General features: G+C 75.4%; 22 protein-coding genes. 12 read left to right on the top strand and 10 right to left on the bottom strand.

Features of this window, described 5'->3' with window-relative positions:
* The 3 genes from LFA75_RS04150 to LFA75_RS04160 are packed head-to-tail and all read right to left on the bottom strand — an operon-like array spanning position 1 to position 1,942.
* Positions 1–468, bottom strand: a complete 468-nt coding sequence (locus LFA75_RS04150) for a ribose-5-phosphate isomerase (RefSeq protein ID WP_225232428.1) — start codon at positions 466–468, stop codon at positions 1–3.
* Between the two features lie 20 nt (positions 469–488).
* Positions 489–1,250: an SDR family oxidoreductase gene (locus LFA75_RS04155; RefSeq protein ID WP_225232429.1), complete on the bottom strand. Its 762-nt coding sequence runs from the start codon at positions 1,248–1,250 to the stop codon at positions 489–491.
* Between the two features lie 26 nt (positions 1,251–1,276).
* Positions 1,277–1,942 (bottom strand): DsbA family oxidoreductase, encoded by a 666-nt coding sequence (locus LFA75_RS04160; protein WP_225232430.1) that lies wholly within the window; start codon positions 1,940–1,942, stop codon positions 1,277–1,279.
* A gap of 146 nt (positions 1,943–2,088) precedes the next feature.
* Between LFA75_RS04160 and pepN the strand changes: the two genes are divergently transcribed.
* Positions 2,089–4,647: an aminopeptidase N gene (gene pepN / locus LFA75_RS04165; RefSeq protein ID WP_225232431.1), complete on the top strand. Its 2,559-nt coding sequence runs from the start codon at positions 2,089–2,091 to the stop codon at positions 4,645–4,647.
* A 117-nt stretch (positions 4,648–4,764) separates the two neighbouring features.
* On the opposite strand, the gene LFA75_RS04170 is transcribed toward pepN, so the two are convergent.
* The gene (locus LFA75_RS04170) at positions 4,765–5,205 is read right to left on the bottom strand and encodes a DUF5130 family protein (RefSeq protein ID WP_225232432.1); all 441 of its coding nucleotides are present in this window, start codon (positions 5,203–5,205) and stop codon (positions 4,765–4,767) included.
* Between the two features lie 88 nt (positions 5,206–5,293).
* A complete protein-coding gene (ctaJ, locus tag LFA75_RS04175) occupies positions 5,294–5,608 on the bottom strand; it encodes an aa3-type cytochrome oxidase subunit CtaJ (protein ID WP_225232433.1) in 315 nt (104 codons plus the stop codon).
* 58 nt (positions 5,609–5,666) lie between these two features.
* On the opposite strand from ctaJ, the gene kynU reads away from it, so the two are divergent.
* A complete protein-coding gene (kynU, locus tag LFA75_RS04180; RefSeq protein WP_225232434.1) occupies positions 5,667–6,932 on the top strand; it encodes a kynureninase in 1,266 nt (421 codons plus the stop codon).
* A gap of 4 nt (positions 6,933–6,936) precedes the next feature.
* On the opposite strand, the gene LFA75_RS04185 is transcribed toward kynU, so the two are convergent.
* Positions 6,937–7,461, bottom strand: coding sequence for an HNH endonuclease (locus LFA75_RS04185; protein WP_225232435.1), 525 nt, complete (start codon positions 7,459–7,461; stop codon positions 6,937–6,939).
* Positions 7,462–7,660: 199 nt separating this feature from the next.
* Here LFA75_RS04185 and LFA75_RS04190 point away from each other — a divergent pair, with 199 nt between their 5' ends.
* From LFA75_RS04190 to LFA75_RS04215, 6 genes are all read left to right on the top strand, one after another.
* Positions 7,661–9,742 carry a prolyl oligopeptidase family serine peptidase gene (locus tag LFA75_RS04190; protein WP_225232436.1) on the top strand — a complete coding sequence of 694 codons (2,082 nt, stop codon included), beginning with the start codon at positions 7,661–7,663 and terminating at the stop codon, positions 9,740–9,742.
* A gap of 149 nt (positions 9,743–9,891) precedes the next feature.
* On the top strand, positions 9,892–10,842 hold the full coding sequence (locus LFA75_RS04195) for a mechanosensitive ion channel family protein (RefSeq protein WP_225232437.1): 951 nt from the start codon (positions 9,892–9,894) through the stop codon (positions 10,840–10,842).
* Between the two features lie 53 nt (positions 10,843–10,895).
* Positions 10,896–12,131 carry an MFS transporter gene (locus LFA75_RS04200; RefSeq protein WP_225232438.1) on the top strand — a complete coding sequence of 412 codons (1,236 nt, stop codon included), beginning with the start codon at positions 10,896–10,898 and terminating at the stop codon, positions 12,129–12,131.
* Positions 12,128–12,553: a globin gene (locus LFA75_RS04205; protein ID WP_225232439.1), complete on the top strand. Its 426-nt coding sequence runs from the start codon at positions 12,128–12,130 to the stop codon at positions 12,551–12,553. Before LFA75_RS04200 ends, LFA75_RS04205 begins: the two co-directional genes overlap by 4 nt.
* Positions 12,554–12,578: 25 nt before the next feature.
* The gene (locus LFA75_RS04210; RefSeq protein WP_225232440.1) at positions 12,579–14,156 is read left to right on the top strand and encodes a glycoside hydrolase family 13 protein; all 1,578 of its coding nucleotides are present in this window, start codon (positions 12,579–12,581) and stop codon (positions 14,154–14,156) included.
* A gap of 112 nt (positions 14,157–14,268) precedes the next feature.
* A complete protein-coding gene (locus tag LFA75_RS04215; protein WP_225232441.1) occupies positions 14,269–15,801 on the top strand; it encodes an ATP-binding cassette domain-containing protein in 1,533 nt (510 codons plus the stop codon).
* Between the two features lie 127 nt (positions 15,802–15,928).
* Here the strand turns inward: LFA75_RS04215 and LFA75_RS04220 are convergent, their stop codons facing one another.
* Entirely contained in the window at positions 15,929–16,297 is a 369-nt protein-coding gene (locus LFA75_RS04220) for a hypothetical protein (RefSeq protein ID WP_225232442.1), read from the bottom strand.
* Positions 16,298–16,711: 414 nt separating this feature from the next.
* Between LFA75_RS04220 and LFA75_RS04225 the strand changes: the two genes are divergently transcribed.
* Genes LFA75_RS04225 through LFA75_RS04235 form a run of 3 tightly spaced genes read left to right on the top strand, consistent with a single transcriptional unit; the run spans position 16,712 to position 18,623 of the window.
* Positions 16,712–17,278, top strand: coding sequence for a biotin transporter BioY (locus LFA75_RS04225; RefSeq protein ID WP_225232443.1), 567 nt, complete (start codon positions 16,712–16,714; stop codon positions 17,276–17,278).
* Positions 17,275–18,009: an energy-coupling factor ABC transporter ATP-binding protein gene (locus LFA75_RS04230; RefSeq protein ID WP_225232444.1), complete on the top strand. Its 735-nt coding sequence runs from the start codon at positions 17,275–17,277 to the stop codon at positions 18,007–18,009. The genes LFA75_RS04225 and LFA75_RS04230 overlap by 4 nt, the downstream gene beginning before the upstream one ends.
* Complete coding sequence (locus LFA75_RS04235) at positions 18,006–18,623, top strand: energy-coupling factor transporter transmembrane component T (protein ID WP_225232445.1); 618 nt, start codon at positions 18,006–18,008, stop codon at positions 18,621–18,623. Before LFA75_RS04230 ends, LFA75_RS04235 begins: the two co-directional genes overlap by 4 nt.
* 2 nt (positions 18,624–18,625) lie before the next feature.
* Here the strand turns inward: LFA75_RS04235 and LFA75_RS04240 are convergent, their stop codons facing one another.
* The 3 genes from LFA75_RS04240 to LFA75_RS04250 form a co-directional block, all read right to left on the bottom strand.
* Positions 18,626–19,708: a thiolase family protein gene (locus tag LFA75_RS04240; RefSeq protein WP_225232446.1), complete on the bottom strand. Its 1,083-nt coding sequence runs from the start codon at positions 19,706–19,708 to the stop codon at positions 18,626–18,628.
* 136 nt (positions 19,709–19,844) lie between these two features.
* Positions 19,845–20,855, bottom strand: a complete 1,011-nt coding sequence (locus LFA75_RS04245) for an acyl-CoA synthetase family protein (protein ID WP_225232447.1) — start codon at positions 20,853–20,855, stop codon at positions 19,845–19,847.
* Positions 20,852–21,268 (bottom strand): acyl-CoA thioesterase, encoded by a 417-nt coding sequence (locus tag LFA75_RS04250; protein ID WP_225232448.1) that lies wholly within the window; start codon positions 21,266–21,268, stop codon positions 20,852–20,854. Before LFA75_RS04250 ends, LFA75_RS04245 begins: the two co-directional genes overlap by 4 nt.
* A 42-nt stretch (positions 21,269–21,310) precedes the next feature.
* On the opposite strand from LFA75_RS04250, the gene LFA75_RS04255 reads away from it, so the two are divergent.
* Positions 21,311–21,718: a protein-tyrosine phosphatase family protein gene (locus tag LFA75_RS04255; RefSeq protein ID WP_225232449.1), complete on the top strand. Its 408-nt coding sequence runs from the start codon at positions 21,311–21,313 to the stop codon at positions 21,716–21,718.
* Positions 21,719–21,787: the final 69 nt, after the last annotated feature.

The raw sequence follows: 21,787 nt of genomic DNA on the forward strand, positions 1-21,787 counted from the left end.
TCAGCCCCCCGCGGGGTGGTGGCGCTCCTGCTCGTACTCGGCGATCAGGCCGATCCGCCGGACGTGCCGCTCGTCGTGGCTGAACGGGGTGCGCAGGAAGGTCAGCACCAGCTCGGTGGCCTCCTCGACGGTGTGCTGCCGGCCGCCGACGGCCACCACGTTGGCGTCGTTGTGCTGACGGGCCAGCTCGGCGGTCGAGGTGTTCCAGACCAGCGCGGCGCGCACCCCGGGCACCTTGTTGGCCGCGATCTGCTCGCCGTTGCCCGAGCCGCCGATGACGATGCCGAGGGAGCCCGGCTCGACCACCACCCGCTCGCCCACCTCGATGCAGAACGGCGGGTAGTCGTCCTGGGGGTCGAAGTCGAAGGCCCCGCAGTCGACCGGCTCGTGGCCGGCGGCGGCGACGGCCTGCATCAGGTGGGCCTTGAGCTCGAGTCCGGCGTGGTCGGTGCCGAGGAAGACGCGCATGGCCCCATCCAATCGCACGGCTACGACAGGCGGGCGGCCACCGGGAGCGGCAGCACCCGCAGCAGGCCCGAGACCGCGCGCCAGGGCCACTCGGGGACGTAGGCCCGCACCGGCTCGCGGTCGACCGCCGCCACCAGGGCGTCGACGCCGGTGTCCAGGTCGACGGTGAACGGACCCCGGCGGCCGGTGTTGATGTCGGTCTCGATGAAGCCGGGGTGGATCGTGGTCACCCGGATGCCCCGGGTGGCGCGGGAGGCCAGCAGGTCGGCCCGGATGCCCTCGGCGAGGACCGCGTCGGCGGCCTTGGAGGTGGCGTAGGCGGTGCGGGTGCCGCCCATGCCCCGCACGCCGGCGACCGAGCTGATGACCACCAGGTGGCCGTGGCCCTGGGCCCGGAACAGCGCGACGGCGGCCTCGCAGCACGCGTGGGTGCCCAGCACGTTGGTGGTCAGCACGGCCCGGTTGGGCCGGGCTCCGCCGGTGCCGACCGGTACGCCCTTGCCGAGCCCCGCGTTGGCCACGAACCGGTCCAGCCCGCCGAGCTCCCCGGCCAGCCGCGGCACGATCTCGGCGACCGCATCCGGGTCGTCGACGTCCAGCGCCGCGGTGAGCACGGTCGCACCGGTCGCCGTCAGCCCCCGCCGGAGGGCGTCGAGCCGGTCCGTGCGGCGGGCCACCAGGGCCAGGTCGTGGCCGGCGGCGGCCCAGCGACGGGCCATGCCCTCGCCGAGGCCGGAGCTGGCGCCGGTGATGAGGATGCGCTGGCGGCGGGGGTGCGGCATGCCCTCGAGCATGCCGCACCCGGTGCTCAGGCCTTGGTGCCGATCTCCAGCGCGGAGGCCGGGACCGTGGAGAAGTCGGGCTCCTCGGTGCGGGTCCGCTTGAGCTCCCAGAAGCCGGGCATGTTCGCCAGCAGGACGGCGCCGTCGAAGGCCTTGCCGGCGTCCTCGCCGGTGGGCACGCGGCTGATGACCGGGCCGAAGAAGGCGACGCCGTCCACGTGCAGGACCGGGGTGCCGACCTCCTCGCCGACGGGGTCCATGCCCTCGTGGTGGCTCTTCCGCAGGGCCTCGTCGTACTCGGTGGAGTCCGCGGCCTCCGCCAGCGAGGCCGGCAGGCCGACCTTCGCCAACGCCGGGGCGATCACGTCGGCCAGCTCCTGGCCCTCCTGGTGCCGCAGGGTGCCCATCGCGGTGTAGAGGTCGCCGAGGACCTCCTCGCCGTGCTGCTGCGCGGCGGCGATCAGCACGCGGACCGGGCCCCACGCCTGCTTCATCATCTCGACGTACTGCTCCGGGAGGTCCCGGCCCTCGTTGAGGACGGCCAGGCTCATCACGTGCCAGTGCACGTCGAGGTCACGGACCTTCGACGCCTCGATCACCCAGCGGCTGGTCAACCAGGCCCAGGGGCACAGCGGGTCGACGTAGACGTCCACCTTGGCTGCGGTGGGGGCGCTCTGCACGGCTTCGGTCATGCGATCTCCTTCGGGTTCGGGACGGCGATGGGGCTGCTGACGCGCTCAAGGGCGGGCTCGGTCCCGGCATTCCCACCGGACCCGCTGGTCCACACCAGTCCCCCGCCCACCCGGGGATGTCCGACCGACGTGGGAAGCTGCCCCGCGTGGCTGTTCCCAACTTGACCCGCGATGCTGCGGCCGCGCGCGCCCAGCTCCTCACCGTGCACGAGTACGACCTCCAGCTCGACGTCACCGACGGCTCCGGCCACGCCGGTGCCGAGACGTTCCGGTCGACGACGACGATCCGCTTCGACGCGGCGACACCAGGCAGCGACACGTTCGTCGACCTGGTGGCCGCGCAGGTGCACTCCGCGACCCTGAACGGGACCGCGCTGGACGTCTCCGGGTACACCGAGGAGGGCGGCCTGGCGCTGCCCGGCCTGGCCGCGACCAACGAGCTCGTGGTCGACGCCGAGTGCCGGTACTCCCGCACCGGCGAGGGCCTGCACCGGTTCGTCGACCCCGAGGACGACGCGGTCTACCTGTACTCGCACTTCGAGCCGGCCGAGGCCAAGCGGATGTTCGCCTGCTTCGACCAGCCCGACCTCAAGGCCACCTTCGCCGTGCACGTGACCGCGCCCTTCGACTGGCAGGTCGTCTCCAACACCGGGGGCCGCACCATCGAGGCCGGCGCGGCCGGCTCCCAGCTGGTCCACTTCGAGCCCACCAAGCGGATCTCCACCTACCTGGTCGCCCTGGTCGCCGGCCCCTACGCCAAGGTCACCGACTCCCACGAGGGCCTGCCGCTGGGCATCTACTGCCGGGCCTCGCTGGCCCAGCACCTGGACGCCGACGCGATCTTCGAGGTGACCAAGCAGGGCTTCGACTTCTACCACCGGGTCTTCGACTACCCGTACCCGTTCGACAAGTACGACCAGCTCTTCGTGCCCGAGTTCAACGCCGGGGCGATGGAGAACGCCGGCTGCGTGACGTTCCTGGAGGACTACGTCTTCCGGTCGCGCACCAGCCGGGCCCGCTACGAGCGGCGCGCCGAGACGATCCTGCACGAGCTGGCGCACATGTGGTTCGGCGACCTGGTGACCATGCGCTGGTGGGACGACCTGTGGCTCAACGAGTCCTTCGCCACCTACATCTCCACGCTGTGCCAGGCCGAGGCCACCGAGTACACGACGGCCTGGACGACGTTCGCCAACACCGAGAAGTCCTGGGCCTACGCCCAGGACCAGCTGCCCTCCACCCACCCGATCGCCGCGGACATGGTCGACGTGGCCGCGGTCGAGGTGAACTTCGACGGCATCACCTACGCCAAGGGCGCCTCGGTGCTCAAGCAGCTGGTGGCCTACGTCGGGCAGGACGCGTTCCTGTCGGGCGTGCGCCGCTACTTCCGCACCCACGAGTACGGCAACACCACGCTGGCCGACCTGCTCGGCCCGCTGTCGGAGGCCACCGGGCGCGACCTCACCGCCTGGGCGCAGCAGTGGCTGCAGACCAGCCAGGTCAACACGCTGCGGCCGGTGTTCGAGACCGACGAGGACGGCCGGTACCGCTCCTTCGCCATCGAGCAGACCGCCGTGGCCGAGCACCCCGTGCTGCGCGACCACCGGCTGGCCGTCGGCCTCTACACCGCCGGTCCCGAGGGGCTGACCCGCACGCACCGGGTCGAGCTCGACGTCCGGGGTGCCCGCACCGAGGTCGGCCAGCTTCTCGGCCACCCCGCCGCCGACCTGGTGCTGGTCAACGACGACGACCTCACCTACGCCAAGATCCGGCTCGACGAGCGGTCGCTGGCCACGCTGCGGTCCCGGATCGGCGACCTGGCCGACCCGCTCCCCCGCGCGCTGTGCTGGTCGGCCGCCTGGGACATGACCCGCGACGGCGAGCTGGCCGCGCGGGACTGGGTCGCCCTGGTGCTGGCCGGCGTCGACGCCGAGACCGAGATCTCCGTCGTGCAGTCCCTGCTGGCCCGGGTGCAGGCGGCGCTGTCCAACTACGTCGACCCGGCCTGGGCCGACAGCGGCTGGGCCGCGCTCGGTGACAAGGCGCTGGCCGCGCTGCACGCGGCGGAGCCGGGCTCGGACGCCCAGCTGCAGTGGTCGCGCACGCTGGCCTCGGCGGCCCGCACCGAGGAGCAGGTCGCCGCGGTGCGCGGGCTGCTGGACGGTTCGCTCGAGGTGCCCGGCCTGGAGGTGGACGCCGACGCGCGCTGGGCGTTCCTGCACGGCCTGGTCGCCGTGGGCGCGGCCGGCGACGCCGAGATCGACGCCGAGGCCGACCGGGACGCCACGGCGACCGGCGCCCGACGCGTCGCGACGGCCCGGGCGCTGCGCCCCACCGAGGCGGCCAAGGCCGACACCTGGGAGCGGGCCTTCCGCGACGAGTCGATCGCCAACTCGACGCACGAGGCGATGGTGGCCGGGTTCTGGCACCCGGCCCAGCGCGGGCTCACCGCGCCCTACGTGACCCGCTACTTCGCCGAGATCGCCCCGATGTGGGAGCGGCGCCCGGGCGAGATCGCCAAGAACGCGGTGGAGTACCTGTTCCCGAAGCAGGTGTCCGAGGAGACCGTCCGGGCCGCCGACGCCTGGCTGGCCGACCCGGGCCACCCGGCCCCGCTGCGCCGGCTGGTCAGCGAGGGCCGCGACGGCGTCGCCCGCTCGCTGCACGCCCAGCAGCGCGACCGCGAGGCCGGCGCCCGCAGCTGAGACGACGGAGGCCCACCCGGCGAACCGGGTGGGCCTCCGGGACCGCAGCTGCCGGAACGGCCTGACCGCAGGGTCCCGCCGGGCGCGCAGCGTCTGGTGGGGGGCGGTCAGGCCCTTCTAGTGCCGGGGGCGGTTGGCCGCGGGGTGGCCAGCCTGGTCGGAGAGCTGGCGCAGGCCGTTGACGATGCCGCCGACCAGGTCGCCGGCGCCGAAGCGACCGGTCATGGTCAGCACGGCCAGGGCGCAGGCCCGGTCGGGCAGTCGGCGGGCCGCGGCGGAGCCGGTGACGATCTCCAGCACCCGCTGGTCGGGGGCCAGCGCGACCAGCACCGACTCGGCGGCGTCGCCGCCGGAGCGGGCGTGCAGCTCCTCGGCCCCGGCCCGGGTGTCGGTGGGCAGCTCGCCGATGTAGAGGGTGAACCGCAGGCCGGTCTCCCGGGAGGACATGGTCAGCGCCTCGTCGAGCCGGGCCAGCTCGGCCGGGCTGAACGGCGGGGCCTGCGCGCCTTCCTGGTCGTCGACGATGGGCTCGCGGGTGTCCTCGAGCTCGGTGGCCATCAGTGGGTGCCTCTCTGCGCGGCGCTGGTGCGGCGACGGGTGGGTGCGGGACGGGGAGCGGTGCTCACCGGGTCGATCACCGGGTCGATCACCAGGTACCGCGGGCTCCGCCGGACGCGGTCCGGCGCGGGTTGCCCACGGTGTCGCGCGGGTGGCCGGCGGTCTCGCCGATGGTCAGCGCCGCGGCCTGCGCACCGGTCGTGTGCTCGACCTCCTCGTGCCCACCGCCGTGCGCCCCGCCCTCGGGGTGCGGCTCGTACCAGACCGCGGCGTGGCCCCAGGGGGTGCCGGGCTTGTAGCGGGCGCGCTCCTTGAGCGCGGGCAGCAGCACCAGCCCGTAGGCCAGCAGCACGACGGCCAGCGGGGCCACCACGAAGACGAGCAGGGTCTCGACGACGGTCACGACGTCGAATCTACCGGGGCCGGTGCCCCCGGGCTCGCCAGCCGTGCAGCATGGGCCCGTGGCCACCCGCTCCGATGCCCAGCAGCTCGACGCCGCCGATCCCCTGGCCCCGTTCCGCGACCGCTTCACCGGCGACGGCCCGGACGGCTCCTGGGACGACGGCCCGGACCGCCGGATCTACCTGGACGGCAACTCGCTGGGCCGCCTGCCGCGGGCCACCCCCGCCGCCCTGGCCCGGGTGGTCCAGGAGGAGTGGGGGCAGGGCCTGGTCGGGTCCTGGGCCGGGTGGGTGTCCCAGGCCGCGCGGGTGGGCGACGCCCTGGCCGGCGGGGTGCTCGGCGCCCGGCCCGGTGAGGTGCTGGTCTCGGACTCGACCTCGGTGAACCTCTACAAGCTGCTGCGGGCGGGGATCGACGCCCGGCCCGGCCGGGACGTGCTGGTGTGCAGCGCCGACGACTTCCCCACCGACCGGTACCTCGTGGCCGGCGTCGCGCAGGAACGCGGCCTGGAGGTCCGGGAGCTCGCCTCCCACGTCGACGAGGGCCTGGCGCTCGGGGACCTGGTGGCGGTGCTGGACGAGCGGGTGGCCGTCGTCGTCCTGTCGCTGGTGGCCTACCGCTCCGGGGCGCTGGCCGACCTGGTCGCCGTCACCGAGCTGGCCCGGGAGCACGGCGCGCTCGTGCTGTGGGACCTCAGCCACGCCGCCGGCGCGGTCGAGGTGGACCTGTCGGCCGCCGACCTGGCGGTGGGCTGCACCTACAAGCACCTCAACGGCGGCCCGGGTGCGCCGGCGTTCCTCTACGTCCGCCGCGAGCTGCAGGACGGGCTCCGGCAGCCGCTGCAGGGCTGGTTCGGCGCCCGCGACCAGTTCGACATGGGGCCGGCCTACGAGCCGGTCGACGGGATCGAGCGGTTCGCCGTCGGCACCCCGCCGGTGCTGGCCACCGCGGCGGTCGAGGTCGGCGTGGCGCTCACCGCCGAGGCGGGGATCGCCGCGGTCGCCGCCAAGGGCCGCGCGCTCACCGACCTGCTGGTGGCCCTGGCCGACGAGCGGCTGCCGCAGCTGCGGCTGGCCTCTCCCCGGGACGCCGCCCGGCGCGGGGCGCACGTCAGCCTCGAGCACCCGCAGGCGTGGCAGCTGACCCAGGCGCTGGTCGACCGCGGCGTGGTGCCCGACTTCCGCACCCCGGACCGCGTCCGGTTCGGGACGGCGCCGCTGTACACCCGGTTCGTCGACGTCTGGGACGCAGTCGAACGCCTCGCCGAGATCGTCGACGCCGACGCCCACCTCGGCTACCCCGCCGAGCGCTCGCGGGTGACCTGACGACTCAGGCGACGTCGGGCAGGCCGAGCCAGGCGCGCCAGCGGGGGTCGACGGCGCGGTGGCCCAGCAGCCGCCAGGCCGAGCCCGACGGCGCCCGGGGCGGCTGCGGCAGCGACCAGCCCAGCTCGGCCAGCGACCGGTCGGCCTTGGTGTGGTTGCAGCGCCGGCAGGCAGCCACGACGTTGTCCCAGGTGTGGGTGCCGCCGCGGCTGCGCGGCCACACGTGGTCGATGCTGGTGGCCGCCGCCCCGCAGTACACGCAGGTCGACCCGTCGCGGGTGAACACCGCGCGCCGGGACAGCGGCACGTGGGCCGGGTAGGGCACCCGGACGTACCGGGTCAGCCGGACGACGACCGGCACCGGCAGGGCGACCAGCTCGGCGTGGCAGAGCACGTCCGAGACGTCCACCGGCTCGGCCTTGGCGGCCAGCACCAGCACGACGGCCCGCCGGCTGGACACCACGCCGAGGGGCTCGTAGGTGGCGTTGAGCAGCAGGCAGGCCGCGGTCATGGCGGCGGCTGCGGGCACCGGGGAACCCGGGCGGGGGTCGCGCCGCGGGCCCGGCGGGCCGGCTGCGGACGACGACCCGAGTGCGGTCAGCGACACGGGGTACCTCCATGCGCCCCGGACCGCCGGGGTGCTGCGACCCACGGGCACCGCCATAGTGCCCCGGATCCACCCACCCGGGGCAAGGGAGATTGTCCGACGTCCTGGTTACCGTCGGGTGGTGACCGCCACCCCGGACCCGCTGCTCGCCCCCCGCCTGGACCTCGTCGAGGAGCTGCACGGGCACGTCGTCGCCGACCCCTACCGGTGGCTGGAGGACGCCGCCGACCCGCGGACGACGGCCTGGGCGGCCGCGCAGGACGAGTACGCCGCCGCGCTGCTGGGCGCCCTCCCCGACCGGGAGTCCTTCGCGGCCCGGCTGGGCGAGCTGATGCGCTCGGGCTCGGTGGGCATCCCGGTCTGGCGGTCCGGGCGGGCCTTCTCCACCCGGCGCGACCCCGGCCAGGAGCACGCCGTGCTGCGGGTCCGGGACCTCGACGGCACCCAGCGGGTGCTGGTCGACCCGATGGCCCTGGACCCGGCGGGCACCACCACGCTCGACGCCTGGTCGCCGTCCTGGGAGGGCGACCGGATCGCCTACCAGGTGTCGGTGGGCGGCGACGAGGAGTCCCAGCTGTTCGTGCTGGACGTGGCCACCGGCGAGCTGCTGGACGGCCCGGTCGACCGCTGCCGCTACTCCCCCGTCGCCTGGCTGCCCGGCGGCGACGAGCTGTACTACGTGCGCCGGCTGGCCCCCGACCAGGTCCCGGCCGGCGAGGAGCAGTTCCACCGGCGGGTGTTCCGGCACCGGGTCGGCGCCGACCCGGCCACCGACGTCCTGGTCCACGGCGACGGGCTGGACCCGACCAACTACTACGGCGTCCGGCTGTCCCGGGACGGCCGCTGGCTGGTCGTCTCGGCGTCGGCGGGCACCGCCCCCCGCGACGACGTCTGGCTGGCCGACCTGCACGGCGACGGCCGCCTGGCCCCGCTGCAGGTCGGGGTGGACGCGCAGACCAATGCCTGGGTGGCCCGCGACGGGCGGCTGTGGATCTCCACCGACCGGGACGCCCCGCGCGGCCTGGTCGCCGTCGCCGACCCGGCCGACCCGGCCACCTGGGACCCGGCCGCCTGGACGACGGTCGTGCCCGAGGCCGAGGGCGCGGTGCTGTCCGACCTCGCCCTGGTCGACGGCCCCGACGGGGACCTGCGACTGCTCGCCGTGCACGCCGTGGACGCCACCGACCGGCTCTCCGTGTGGGCGGCCGACGGCTCCGGCCGGCTGGCCGACGTGGCGGTGCCGCCGGGCAGCATCGCCGGGGTCAGCGCACCGCCCGAGGGCGGGACGACGGCCTGGGTCGGCTACACCGACCACGCGACGCCGCCGTCGGTGCTGCGGTGGGACGCCGGCGACCCCGGTGCGCTGACGCCGTGGGAGCAGGCACCGGTGGCCGGCGCCGTCCCCGACGTGGTGGTCACCGAGACCCACGCCACCTCGGCCGACGGCACCGCCGTCCACCTGTTCGTGCTGTCCCTGGAGGGCGCGCCCAGCCGACCGCGGCCGACCGTGCTCTACGGCTACGGCGGGTTCAACGTCTCGCTGACCCCGGGCTACAGCGCGCAGGCGCTGGCCTGGGTCGCCGCGGGCGGGGTGTGGGCGGTGGCCAACCTGCGCGGCGGGTCCGAGCACGGCGAGGAGTGGCACCGCGCCGGCATGCGGGAGCACAAGCAGAACGTCTTCGACGACTTCGCCGCCGCCGGCGAGCACCTGGTCGCCGAGGGCTGGACCACCCCGGCGCAGCTCGGGGTCTTCGGCGGCTCCAACGGCGGCCTGCTGGTCGGGGCCACCGCCACCCAGCGGCCCGACCTGGTGGCCGCCGTCGTGTGCAGCGCCCCGCTGCTGGACATGGTCCGGTACGAGCTGTTCGGGCTGGGCCGGACCTGGAACGACGAGTACGGCACGGCGGCGGACCCCGAGGAGCTGGGCTGGCTGCTGGGCTACTCGCCCTACCACCGCGTGGTGGAGGGCACGGCCTACCCGGCGGTGCTCTTCACGACCTTCGAGTCCGACACCCGGGTGGACCCGCTGCACGCGCGCAAGCTGGCCGCGGCGCTGCAGCACGCGACCTCCTCGGACGCCCCGGTGGTGCTGCGGCGCGAGCTGGCGGTGGGCCACGGCGCCCGCGCGGTGAGCCGTACGGTGGGGTTGGCCGCCGACCAGCTCGCCTTCCTGGCGGCCCGTACCGGGCTCACGGCCCGCTGACCGTCGACCGGTCCCTCGGCGCCCCGCGCCGCACCGCCCTGCCGCAGCACGACCGCGTCGAGGCACTGGTTCCCACCATGATCGACATGGGAGACTCCTGAGTGATGACTTCTGCACTGTCCGTGACAGCCGCCGACGTGCCGAGCTGCGTGACCGCGGACTCGACGTCGCTGTGCGCGCGGGTCTACGAGTGGTTCGGCCTGGACTGGCTGGCCGACAACGCCCAGGCGTTCGTGGCCACCCCACTGCGGATCGTGCTGATCATCGTCGTCGCCGCCGTCGCCCGGGTGCTGATCAACCGCTCCATCCGCCGCCTGACCGAGCGCACCGCCAGCGGCCAGGTCCCGACGATCCTCAAGCCGCGCCGGACCAAGGGCGCCACCAACCACCAGCAGGTGGTCGAGCAGGTGGCCGCCCGTCGTACGCAGCGCGCGGAGGCCATCGGCTCGGTGCTGCGCAGCTTCGCCTCGATCGTCGTGTTCTTCATCGCGGTGGTGCTGGTGCTCGGCGAGCTCGGCATCAACCTGGCCCCGATCGTGGCGTCCGCCGGCGTCGTCGGGGTGGCCCTCGGCTTCGGCGCGCAGAACCTGATCAAGGACTTCATCGCCGGGATCGGCATCATCCTGGAGGACCAGTACGGCGTGGGCGACGTCGTCGACCTCGGTGAGGCCAGCGGCACGGTGGAGGCCGTCGGGCTGCGGATCACCCGGCTCCGCGACGTCAACGGGGTGGTCTGGTACGCCCGCAACGGCGAGGTGCTGCGGGTGGGCAACAAGAGCCAGGGCTACGCCCAGGTGGTCATCGACATGCCGGTCGCGCACGACACCGACCTCGAGCGCTGCCGCACGGTGATGCAGGAGGTCGGGGATGCCGTCTACGCCGAGCCCGAGTGGGCCGAGGTGCTGCTCGGCGAGCCCGAGTCGCTGGGCGTGGAGGCCATCACCCCGCAGGCGATCGTGATGCGCCTGCAGGTGCGCACGACCAACGCCGACCAGTGGCGGGTCGGCCGGGAGCTGCGGATGCGGCTGCAGGAGCGGTTCGCCACCGAGGACATCCGGATCCCGGTCATGGTGACCCCGGCCGCGGTGGGGCCCAGCTGAGCCACCGGAGCCCCACCGAGACCGCCGCGGAGCGACCGGCCACCTTCCGCTCGGTGTTCGCGGTGGCCGAGTACCGGCCGCTGTTCGGCTCCTACGTGCTGGCCACGGTCGGCGATCAGCTGGCCCGCCTGGCGCTGACCGTGTTGGTCTTCCAGCGCACCGGCTCGCCGCTGCTCAGCGCCCTGACGTTCGCGATCAGCTACCTGCCCTGGGTGGTCGGCGGCCCGGTGCTGGCCGCGCTGGCCGACCGGCTCCCGCGGCAGCGGGTCATGGTGGTCAGCGACCTGGCCCGGGCTGCGCTCGTCGCGGCCATGGCCGTCCCCGGGATGCCGCTGCCGGCCCTGCTCGGGTTGCTGCTGCTCGTGTCGGTCGCCGCACCCCCCTACGAGGCGGCCCGCGCGGCGCTGGCCGCCGACGTCCTGACCGGCGACCGGTACGCCGTCGCCACCTCGGTGACCGGCATCGTGCTCCAGCTCGCCCAGGTGGTCGGGTTCCTCCTGGGAGGGCTGCTGGTCACCGCGCTGCACCCCTCGGTCGGGCTGCTCCTCAACGCAGCCACCTTCGCCGTCTCGGGCGGGTGGCTGCTGGTGGGTCTGCGACCCCGGCCCGCGGCCCTGGTCGAGGCCGGCGCCGCGGTGCAGTCGGTGTGGCGGGACACGGCGGCCGGGCTGCGCCTCGTGCTGGGTGACCGGCGGTTGGCGGCGATCGTCGCCCTGCTGTGGATCGGCGTCCTGCTGAACAACGCGCACGAGGGCATCGGGACGGGGCTGTCCGAGGAGCTCTCGGACAGCCAGGGCCTCGTCGGGGTGGTGCTCGCCGTCCACCCGGCCGGCGCCGTCGTGGGCATGCTGCTGGTCGGCAGGTTCTGCCCGCCGCGGCTGCGCGACCGCCTCGTGGTGCCGCTGGTGCTGCTGTCCGTGGCCGCCACCGCCGTGGCCGGTCTCGCCGCGCGCATCCCGGACCGTGGCGTGGCCACGGTGGCCTTCGTGGCCGCGCTCGCCGTGGCCGGCTTCGCCACGGCCTGGACCGTCCCCCTCAACGTCGCCTTCGTGGCGGCGGTCCCGCCGGCGGCGCGGGGCCGGGCCATCGGCATCGCGATGGCGGGCATCTCCGCCGTCCAGGGGCTCGGCGCCCTGGCCGCGGGTGCCGCCGCCGACGTCGTCCCGGCCGGGACGGTGGTGCTCGTCACCGGGCTGGCCGGGTTGCCGCTGGTCGTCGTCCCGCTGCTCGCGCTGCTGCGCACCCGGGCGCCCGCCGGCCGCGCCGTTGCGGGACCATCGGGTACATGAGCGAGTCGAGCCGCCCGCTGCCCTCGGCACGCACGTTCTACGCCGAGGTCGGTGGCGAACCGGTCTTCCGCGCCCTGGTGGCGCACTTCTACGCCGGCGTCCGCAGCGACCCGGTGCTGGCCCCGCTGTACCCGCAGGACGACTGGGACGACGCCGAGGAGCGGCTGCGCGGCTTCCTCGAGCAGTACTGGGGCGGGCCCACCACCTACTCCCAGCAGCGCGGGCACCCGCGGCTGCGGATGCGGCACGCCCCGTTCGCCATCGGCGGCCGGGAGCGGGACGCCTGGCTGCACCACATGCGTGCCGCTGTCGACTCGCTGGCCCTGCCGGCCGAGCAGGACGCCACGCTGTGGGGCTACCTGGAGATGGCCGCCCGCAGCATGCAGAACCGGTGGGACGAACCCACCGACCTCGCACCCTGACCCACCGACTCCCCGGAGCGCCCGCGTGACCACCACCCCGCCCGCGCCGCCGACCACCGACTGGTGGCGGGACGCGGTCTTCTACCAGGTCTACATCCGGTCCTTCGCCGACGGCGGGGACGACGGCGTCGGCGACCTCGCCGGTCTGCGCGACCGCCTGCCGCAGCTGGCCGAGCTCGGCGTCGACGCGCTGTGGATCAACCCCTTCTACCCCTCGCCGATGGCCGACCACGGCTACGACGTTGCCGACCCCCGCGACGTGGAGCCGGTCTTCGGCGACCTCGCGGATTTCGACGCGGTGCTGGCGCAGGCGCACGACCTGGGCATCCGGGTGACCATCGACCTGGTGCCCAACCACACCTCGGACCAGCGCGACTGGTTCGTCGCCGCCCTGGCCGCCGGCCCCGGGTCCCCGGAGCGGGCGCGCTACGTCTTCCGCGACGGGCAGGGCCCCGACGGCGCCACCCCGCCGAACAACTGGCCGTCGATCTTCGGCGGCCCGGCGTGGACCCGGGTGCCCGACGGCCAGTGGTACCTGCACCTGTTCGCGCCCGAGCAGCCCGACCTGGACTTCACCCACCCCGAGGTGCTGGCCGACCTGGAGCAGACGCTGCGGTTCTGGCTGAACCGCGGGGTCGACGGTTTCCGGATCGACGTCGCGCACGGGATGGCCAAGGCGCCCGGGCTGCCCGACGTCGCCTTCGACTCCGACACCGGGCTGTTCGACGACCACGGGCCCGACGACCCCCGGCTGGACCAGGACGGCGTGCACGACATCCACCGCCTGGTCCGCCGGGTGGTCGACGGCTACCCCGGCGCGATGACCGTCGGCGAGGTGTGGGTGTCCAGCGAGGAGCGGCTGGCCCGCTACCTCCGCCCGGACGAGCTGCACTCGGCGTTCAACTTCCGGCTGCTCACCGCCGACTGGACGACGACCGACCTGCGCGCCGCCGTCGTGGACTCCCTGGCCGCGGTGGCCACCACGCCGGCGCCGGCGTGCTGGGTGCTGTCCAACCACGACCGGCCCCGGCACGTCACCCGCTACGGCGGCGGGGAGATCGGCACCCGGCGGGCCCGGGCAGCGGCCCTGCTGCAGCTGGCGCTGCCCGGCATGGCGTTCGTCTACAACGGCGACGAGGTCGGCATGCCCGACGTCGACCTGCCCGACGAGGCGCTGACCGACCCGGTCTGGTTCCGCTCGGGCGGGACCGACCGGGGGCGTGATGCCTGCCGCATCCCGCTGCCCTGGAGCGGCCAGGAGCCGCCCTACGGTTTCAGCCACGGCACCCAGACGTGGCTGCCCATGCCGGCCGGGTGGGCCGGGCTGACCGTCGAGGCCCAGGCCGGGGACCCCGACTCGATGCTGTCGCTGTACCGACGTGCGCTCGCTCTGCGCCGGGAGGTCACCGGCGAGCTGACCTGGGACGAGGCCCCGGAGGACTGCCTGGCGTTCCGCCGGGACCTGGGCGACCGGCAGCTGCTGGTGCTGGTCAACCTGGGCGGGGAGCCGGTGCGGGTGCCGGCGGGCGAGGTCCTGCTGGTCAGCGCCGAGCTCGCCGAGGGCGCCCTGCCGGTCGATGCCGCGGTGTGGCTGGCCGTCTGATCCCGGGAGGCGCGCCCGCCGTCCGCGGGTAGTCTCCATCTGACCACTCACCGTCACGGGGACGACGTCGGGAACCCTCCGGGGCGGCCCGGCACGGGAGGCCAGAGCACTGATGTCCGTGCTGCAGGTGGACGGTCTCGCGAAGGCCTTCGAGGGTCGGCGGGTGCTGCGCGACGTGTCGTTCAGCGTCGACGCCGGCGAGGTCGTCGGGTTGGTCGGCGCGAACGGTGCCGGCAAGTCGACGCTGGGCGACGTCGTCGCGGGCATCTACGCCCCGGACGCCGGGCGGATGACCGTGCAGGGCCACGCCTACGCGCCGCTGTCGGCCGAGGACGCCCGGCACCTCGGGGTCGGGGTGGTCGAGCAGCTCATCCGGATCGACCCCCGGTTGACCGTGGCCCGGGCCGTCCTGCGCGGCACCCCGCTGGCCGACGCACCCGAGGCCCGGGTCCGTGCGCGGGCCCGGGCGGTGCTGGCCGAGATCGGGCTCGACCTGGACCCCGACGCACTCGTGGCCGACATCCCGCGGTTCGTGCACGGTCTCGTCGAGGCCGCCCGGGTGCTCGCCGAGGACACCAAGCTGATCGTGATGGACGAGGTGTCGGCGTCGCTGACCCCCGCCGAGGTCGCGGGCCTGCACGCGGTCGCCCGCCGGCTGCGCAGCGAGGGCCGCGGCGTCCTCTACATCAGCCACCGGCTGCCGGAGATGCTCGAGGTGGTCGACCGGGTGCTCGTGCTGCGGGACGGCCGGATCGCCCTGGACGCCCCCGCGTCCGAGCTCGACCCGGCCCGGCTGGTGGTGGCGACGCTGGACGGCGCCCTGCCCCGGTCCACCGCGTCCGCACCGCCCGTGCGGATCCCGGTGGCCCGCACCGCCCCCGACGACGTCCCGGTCACCACGACCCGCCCGCAGCCCTCGGCCGACGTCGCCCTGGAGGTGCGCAACCTGCGCGTCCCCGGCGCGACCACCGGTGTGGACCTGCGCGTGCGGCGCGGAGAGGTGCTGGGGCTGACCGGGCGCCGGCGCTCGGGCCTGCGCGAGATCGCCGGTGCCCTGACCGGGGAGATCCCGGCGCAGTGCGACGCCGTCACCCTGCACGGGGAGGACCGCCCGGTGCCGTCCTCGACCGGCTCGGCCGCGCTGCGGCTGGACGCCTACCGGCCCGACGACGACGCCTACGGGGTCGACCCGGGCGCCACCATCGCCCGCACGCTGACCGACGAGGAGTGGGGCCGGCCCTCCGACCTCCGCTCGGAGATCGCCAGCCTGCGCGGGGTGATCGACACCGTGCACCGGATGAACGTGGCGACGCTGAGCATCAAGACCGTCTTCGGTGCGCTGTCCGGCGGCGACCAGCACAAGCTGGCCCTGGCCCGGTGGCTGGCCGCGCACCCCAGCGACGTGGTCGTGGTGCACGAACCCACCCGCGGCCTGGACGCCCGGTCCCGGCGCGAGGTCCGCACCCTGCTGGACGAGGCGACGGCGCACGGCCGCTCGGTGGTCGTCGTGTCGGTCGACCCCGACGAGCTGACCGAGTGCTGCGACCGCATCGGCGTGGTCACCGACGGCCGGGTGGACGAGTGGCTGGACACCCACGAGATGTCCGCGGTCGACGTCCGCGCCCGCATCCTCGCCGCCGCCTGAGCCCTCCCGGCCCCTCAGCTTCGATCAGGGGGGGTGCACGGAAGTCCGTCCTCCTGCACCAGATCTGGTGCAGGAGGACGGACGTCGCGGCACTCCCCTGATCGACGCTGCGCCAGGGGGCGGCGGGTCAGACGCTGACGGTGCCGGCGACCGAGCGGAGCTTGTGGCGGGCCAGGGCCAGGTTCGCCGTGCTGCGGTTGAGCACCAGGTAGATGAGCAGCCCGGTGTTGCCGGAGCCCTTGAGCACGTTGATCAGGTGGTACTGGCCCTTGAGCGTGATGAGGATGTCCTCGATCTCGTCGTCCAGCTCGAGGTCGTTGATCGTGCGGAGCTTGGCCCGCACGACGTTGGAGTTGCCGGCCGCGGCGACGTTGAGGTCGAAGCCGGGGCTGCCGCCGGCCGCGAGGGCCATGCCGCTGTCGATGTCGACGATCGCGGCACCGTTGGCACCCTCGATCTCCAGCAGTGAGGCGATGACGCTGTCGAGCTGAGCCATGGGTGGAACTCCTGTCGTGTCTGCGGGGGGTGGTGCGGTCGTGTCACCGCCGTGCGGTGGTGCACCGCGGGGGGCGGCCGGGGATGCGCTCCTCGGCGTCGGGACGGCGTCCTGCGGTGCCGGTCTCTCCTCCGGCTCCGGGCCCAGGGCCGTGTCGCCCGGTGGGGGGCGGACCACGCGCTCGGGCTCCGCGGGTGCCGACAGCAGGCGCTGCCACCACGAGGACCACCTTCCGGATGCCATTCCTTCGCCGTTTCGTCGCGGACCCCGTGCCCCCAGCCAACCTCACCCTCAGCAGCCGGGCAACCCGGCTCCGTCACTGCAGCTCAGCCGTCCGCCAGGCCCCCCGCCCGGCCGCCGGGCACCCACCGGATACCTTCCGCGGTCGACACCCCGTGCCTGCCGGAGGACCCCATGAAGACCCGCGACCTGGCCTACGTCGCCCTGTTCGCCGCCCTCACCGCGGCGCTCGGGCTGCTGCCGGCGATCCCGGTGGCCGCGCTCCCCGTCCCCATCACCGCCCAGACGCTCGGCGTGATGCTGGCCGGGGCCGTGCTGGGCGCCAAGCGCGGGTTCCTGGCCCTGCTGCTGTTCCTGGTGCTGGTCGCCGTCGGGCTGCCGGTGCTGTCGGGCGGGCGCGGCGGGCTGTCGGTCTTCGTCGGCCCCAGCGCCGGGTTCCTCTACTCGTGGCCGGTCGCGGCCTTCGTCACCGGCCTGCTGGTCGAGCTGCTCTGGCGACGGCTGAACGTGGCCACCGCCCTGCTGGCCACGGTGGTCGGGGGCATCGGGGTGGTCTACGCGATCGGCATCCCGTTCATCAGCCTGTACGCCGACACCTCGCTGGCCGCGGCGGCCACCGGCAGCCTGGTGTTCGTGCCCGGCGACCTGGTGAAGGCCGTGGTCGCGGCGGTGCTCGCGGTGGCCGTGCGGCGCGCCTACCCGGTGATCGAGCGGCCCCGGCGGGCAGCCGCGACCCCGTGAGGCTGCGGCGCGGGCCCGCTGCCGCGGCCGCGGTGGCCGACCCGTCCCGCGGCATCGAGCTCCAGGGGGTCGGCCACACCTACGGCGAGCGGACCGTGCTCACCGGCCTGGACCTGCGGCTCACCGAGCAGCGGATCGGGGTGGTGGGGACCAACGGGTCGGGCAAGTCGACGTTCGCCCGGCTGCTCAACGGCCTGGTCGTCCCCGCCGTCGGCAGCGTGCTGGTCGACGGGCTGGACACCGCGACCGCGGCCCGCGAGGTGCGCCGGCGGGTCGGCTTCGTCTTCCAGGACCCCGACGCCCAGATCGTGCACCCCACGGTCGCCGAGGACGTCGGGTACGGGCTGGAGAACCAGGGCGTGCCCGCGGCCGAGCGCGCCGAGCGGGTGGCCGAGGTGCTGGACCGCTACGGGCTGGCCGGGCACGCCGACCACCCGGCCCACCTGCTGTCCGGCGGGCAGAAGCAGCTGCTGGCGATCGCCGGCGTGCTGGTCATGCGGCCGGCCCGGATCGTATTCGACGAGCCGACCACGCTGCTGGACCTGGTGAACACCCGCCGGATCGCCCGGCTGGTCGAGGGCCTGGAGCAGGCGGTCGTCGTGGTCACCCACGACCTGGCCCTGCTGGACGGGTTCGACCGCGTCCTCGTCGTCGACGGCGGTCGGGTGGTCGCCGACGACCGGCCCGCACCGGCGGTGGCGGCCTACCGCGCGCTGGTGGCCGACCGGTGACGCTGGCCCTCTACGTCCCCGGCCCGAGCCCGGTGCACCGGACGCCGGCCGGGGTCAAGCTGCTGGCGCTGCTGGTGCTGGGCGTCGTGGTCTTCGTCGTCCCCACCCTGCCGGTGGCGGCAGGGGTGCTCGTGGGCGTCGTCCTCGTCGGGCTGGTGGTGGCCCGCCTGCCGGGACGGCTGCTGGTCCGCCAGGTGCGGGTGGTCGCGGTCTGGGCGGTGGCCATCCTGGTCTTCCACGCCCTGGCGACCGACCTGCTCACCGGGCTGACCACCGCCGTCCGGCTGGTGGCCCTGGTGCTGGCGGCCGCGGTGGTCACCGCGACCACCCGGGTGACCGCGCTGGTCGCCGTGGTCGAGCGGCTGTGCGCCCCGCTGCGGCTGGTCGGCGTCCGGCCGGCGCGGATCGGGCTGGCCGTGGCGATGGCGCTGCGGTTCGTCCCGCTGGTGGCCGAGCGGGCCGACCGGATCCGGGAGGCGCAGGCCGCCCGCGGCGGTCGGGTGCGCGGGCCCCGGGCGCTGGTCCTGCTGGTGGTGCCGCTGCTGGTCTCGGTGCTGCAGCTGGCGCACACCGTCGGCGAGGCCCTGGACGCCCGCGGCGCCGACACCGCCTGAGCTCAGCGCACCGCCTCCACGACCACGGCCACGCCCTGGCCGCCCCCGGCCGCGACGGCGGCCAGCCCGTACCGCCCTCCCCCGGCCCGGACCAGCTGGCTGAACAACCGGACGACGAGGACGGCGCCGGACGCTCCCCACGGGTGCCCCAGCGCGATCGCACCGCCCTGCGGGCAGACCCGGGCGGGGTCCAGGTCCAGCAGCGCGCAGCAGGCCAGCACCTGGCCGGCGAAGGCCTCGTTGAGCTCGACGACGTCCAGGTCGGCCAGCCCGAGGCCAGCCCGGTCCAGCGCCGTCGCGACGGCGGGCACCAGCGAGGCGCCGGGCAGCGCGGGGTCCGCGCCGGCGGTCGCGGTGGCCAGCACCCGCAGCCCGGGGACGCCGAGCCGGGCGTGGGTGTCCCCGTCGACCAGGCCGACCACCGCCGCGCCGTCGTTGACCCCGCAGGAGTTGCCGGCGGTGCCGGTGCCGCCCCAGGCCGGGCGCAGCCGCGCCAGCCGCTGCTCGGTGAGCCCGGGGCGCGGTCGGTCGTCGCGGACCACGCCGCGGACCGGTACGACCTCGGCGTCGAAGGCCCCGGCCTGCTGCGCCGCGTGGGCCCGGGCGTGGGAGCGCGCGGCGTAGGCGTCCTGCTGCGCCCGGGTGATGCCGTGCCGGAGGGCCAGCGCATCGGCGGCCGGACCCATGTCGGGGTCGCCGAGCTCGGCGGGGGCGAAGGCGGCCCGACCCGGCCGCGGCGAGGTGGACGCCGACTCGACCCCGCCGGCCAGCACCAGCCCGGGCTCGGTGGCGAGCAGGCGAGCACCCAGGACTACGGCGGCCAGCCCGCTGGCGCACTGCCGGTCCACGGTCAGCGCGGGCACCCCGACCGGCAGCCCGGCGGTCAGCGCGGCGACCCGGGCGAGGTCGCCGCCGGGTCCGGTGCAGTTGCCCAGCAGCACCTCCTGCGGCGGCTGCGGGACCGCTGCCGCGACCGCGGCCAGCACGGGCGCGGCCAGGTCGGCGGCCGGCACGTCGGCGAACGACCGCCCGGCGGTGCCGATCGCGCTCCGCAGCGCAGCGACGACGACGGGTTCGCCGCTCACGGCCGCCCGCCACGGGCGTCGATCGACGCTGGTCGACCACTCGAGGTGGGATCTGGTCGGCTGCCGTCGATCGACGCCCCGGCGGGCGTCAGGTGACGGCTGGGACCCGTTCGGGGCCCGGAGTGGGTCCTGGGCGTCATGCGACGGCTGCCGGCAGGTGGGCGAGGTGGCCGGCCGTAGCGAGCTCGGCCACGGCGGCGCGGTCGACCTTGCCGGCGGAAGTCAGCGGCCACCGCTCGAGGTGCAGCCACAGGCGGGGGCGCTGCGCGGCGGTGAGCTCGGACGCGCCGGCCCGGGCGGCGGCCAGGGCGACCGGGTCCGTCCCGACCGCGGCCACCAGCTGGCCGAGCCGGGGGTGCGGCACCCCGACCACCACCACGTCGCCGCTGCCGGCCCGGCGCAGCGCCTGCTCGACCTCGGCCACCAGCACGGTCGCGCCGGCCGTGGTGACCGCGTCCGTGCCGCGCCCGGCGACCAGCAGGACGCCGTCCGCGGTCAGCGTCCCGCGGTCGCCCACGGTGGCCCAGCCGTCCGGTGCGGTGCGCAGCGGCCCGTCCTGGCCGGCGGCGTACCCGGTCGACGCGTAGGGCGACCGGGCCCACACGACGCCGTCGCGGAGCGCCAGCTCGACGCCCGGGAAGGCGCGCAGGTCGTCCTCGGCGGTGCCCCAGGCGAGGAAGGACAGCTCGGCGGCCCCGTAGTAGTGCGCCGTCCGGGCCCCGGCGGCGACCGCGCGGTCGGCCAGCGCCCGGGGCAGCCGGTCGCCGGCCACCACCAGGTGCACCCCCGCCAGCGGCGTGCCGTCGGCGAGTGCGCCGGCCAGGGCAGCAGGGGTGAGGACGGCGTGGCCGGCGCCGTCGGGCCGGTCCAGCACCTCGGCACCGACCGACCGGGCGTGGACGGCGGCGAACAGGTTCATCGAGGCGTGCAGCGGACCGGGCAGCCACAGCCGGGACCCGGCGTCCAGCCCGGTCAGCGCGGTGACCGCCGGGAAGGAGCCGACCCAGGACGCGGTGCTGCGCACGACCAGGCGGGGACTCGAGGTCGTGCCCGAGGTGCGGACGGCGATCGGCGTCCCCGCGGTGTGCGCGGTCAGCACCGCACCGACCGGGTCGGGAGCCCCCAGCACGTCGACCGGGGAGGTCATCCCGCCGCCGGCTCGTCCAGCCACTGCTGCACCCAGATCTTCTCCTCGGCGGTGATCCGCCGGGGCCGGTTCAGCGCGAAGTCGAAGGGCACCAGGACGGTGCTGCCGGTGACGGCCAGCGTGCCGTGGTCGAAGAGCTCGTAGTGGCAGGTCAGGGATGCGGCCCGGACGGTGGAGAGCCAGATGTCGACGGTCAGCGGTGCGGCGTCGTAGACGACTGGCCGGCGGTACTGCACCTGGTGGGAGTGCACGACCAGGCCGCGGCGCATGCCGGTCTCGGCGTCGTGGGTGGGCTGGTCGAAGAACAGCGCCACGCGCGCGGTCTCGAAGTAGCCGAGGAACGCGACGTTGTTGACGTGCTGGTAGGCGTCCATGTCCGACCAGCGCATCGGGACCTGCACCGAGAACCTCACGAGGGGACACCCTGCCGTACGGCGGCGTCCTACGGTGAGGCGGTGACCTGGACGGCGGGCGACCCCGGTCTCGTGGAGCTGCCCTCGGGCCGGCGGGTGCGCGGTCGCGGGCTGCGCCAGGACCTGCCCGACCCGGACTTCGGCCTGGTGCTGCTGGGTCGGGACCGGCCGACGGCGTGGCCGCACCGCTGGGTGCCCTGGCCGGACTTCCGGCTGCCGCGCGGTGACCTGCGGGCGGCGCTGGACGAGCTGCTGGTGCGGGCCGGCACCGAGCGGGTGGAGCTGGCCTGCGGCGGGGGCAACGGCCGGACCGGGACGGCGCTGGCCTGCCTCGCCGTCCTGGACGGGGTGCCCGCCGCCGACGCGGTGGCCTGGGTGCGCACGCACTACCGGCGCCGGGCGGTGGAGACACCCGCCCAGCGCCGCTTCGTCGCCGCCTGGCGCGCGTGACGACGGCAGCGGGTCACCCCACCGTCATCGGGTCGCGTCGTGACGCGACCCGATGACCGCCGGGTGACC

The sequence above is a fragment of the Klenkia terrae genome, from assembly GCF_900491935.1.
In the GTDB taxonomy this organism is placed as follows: Bacteria; Actinomycetota; Actinomycetes; order Mycobacteriales; family Geodermatophilaceae; genus Klenkia; species Klenkia terrae.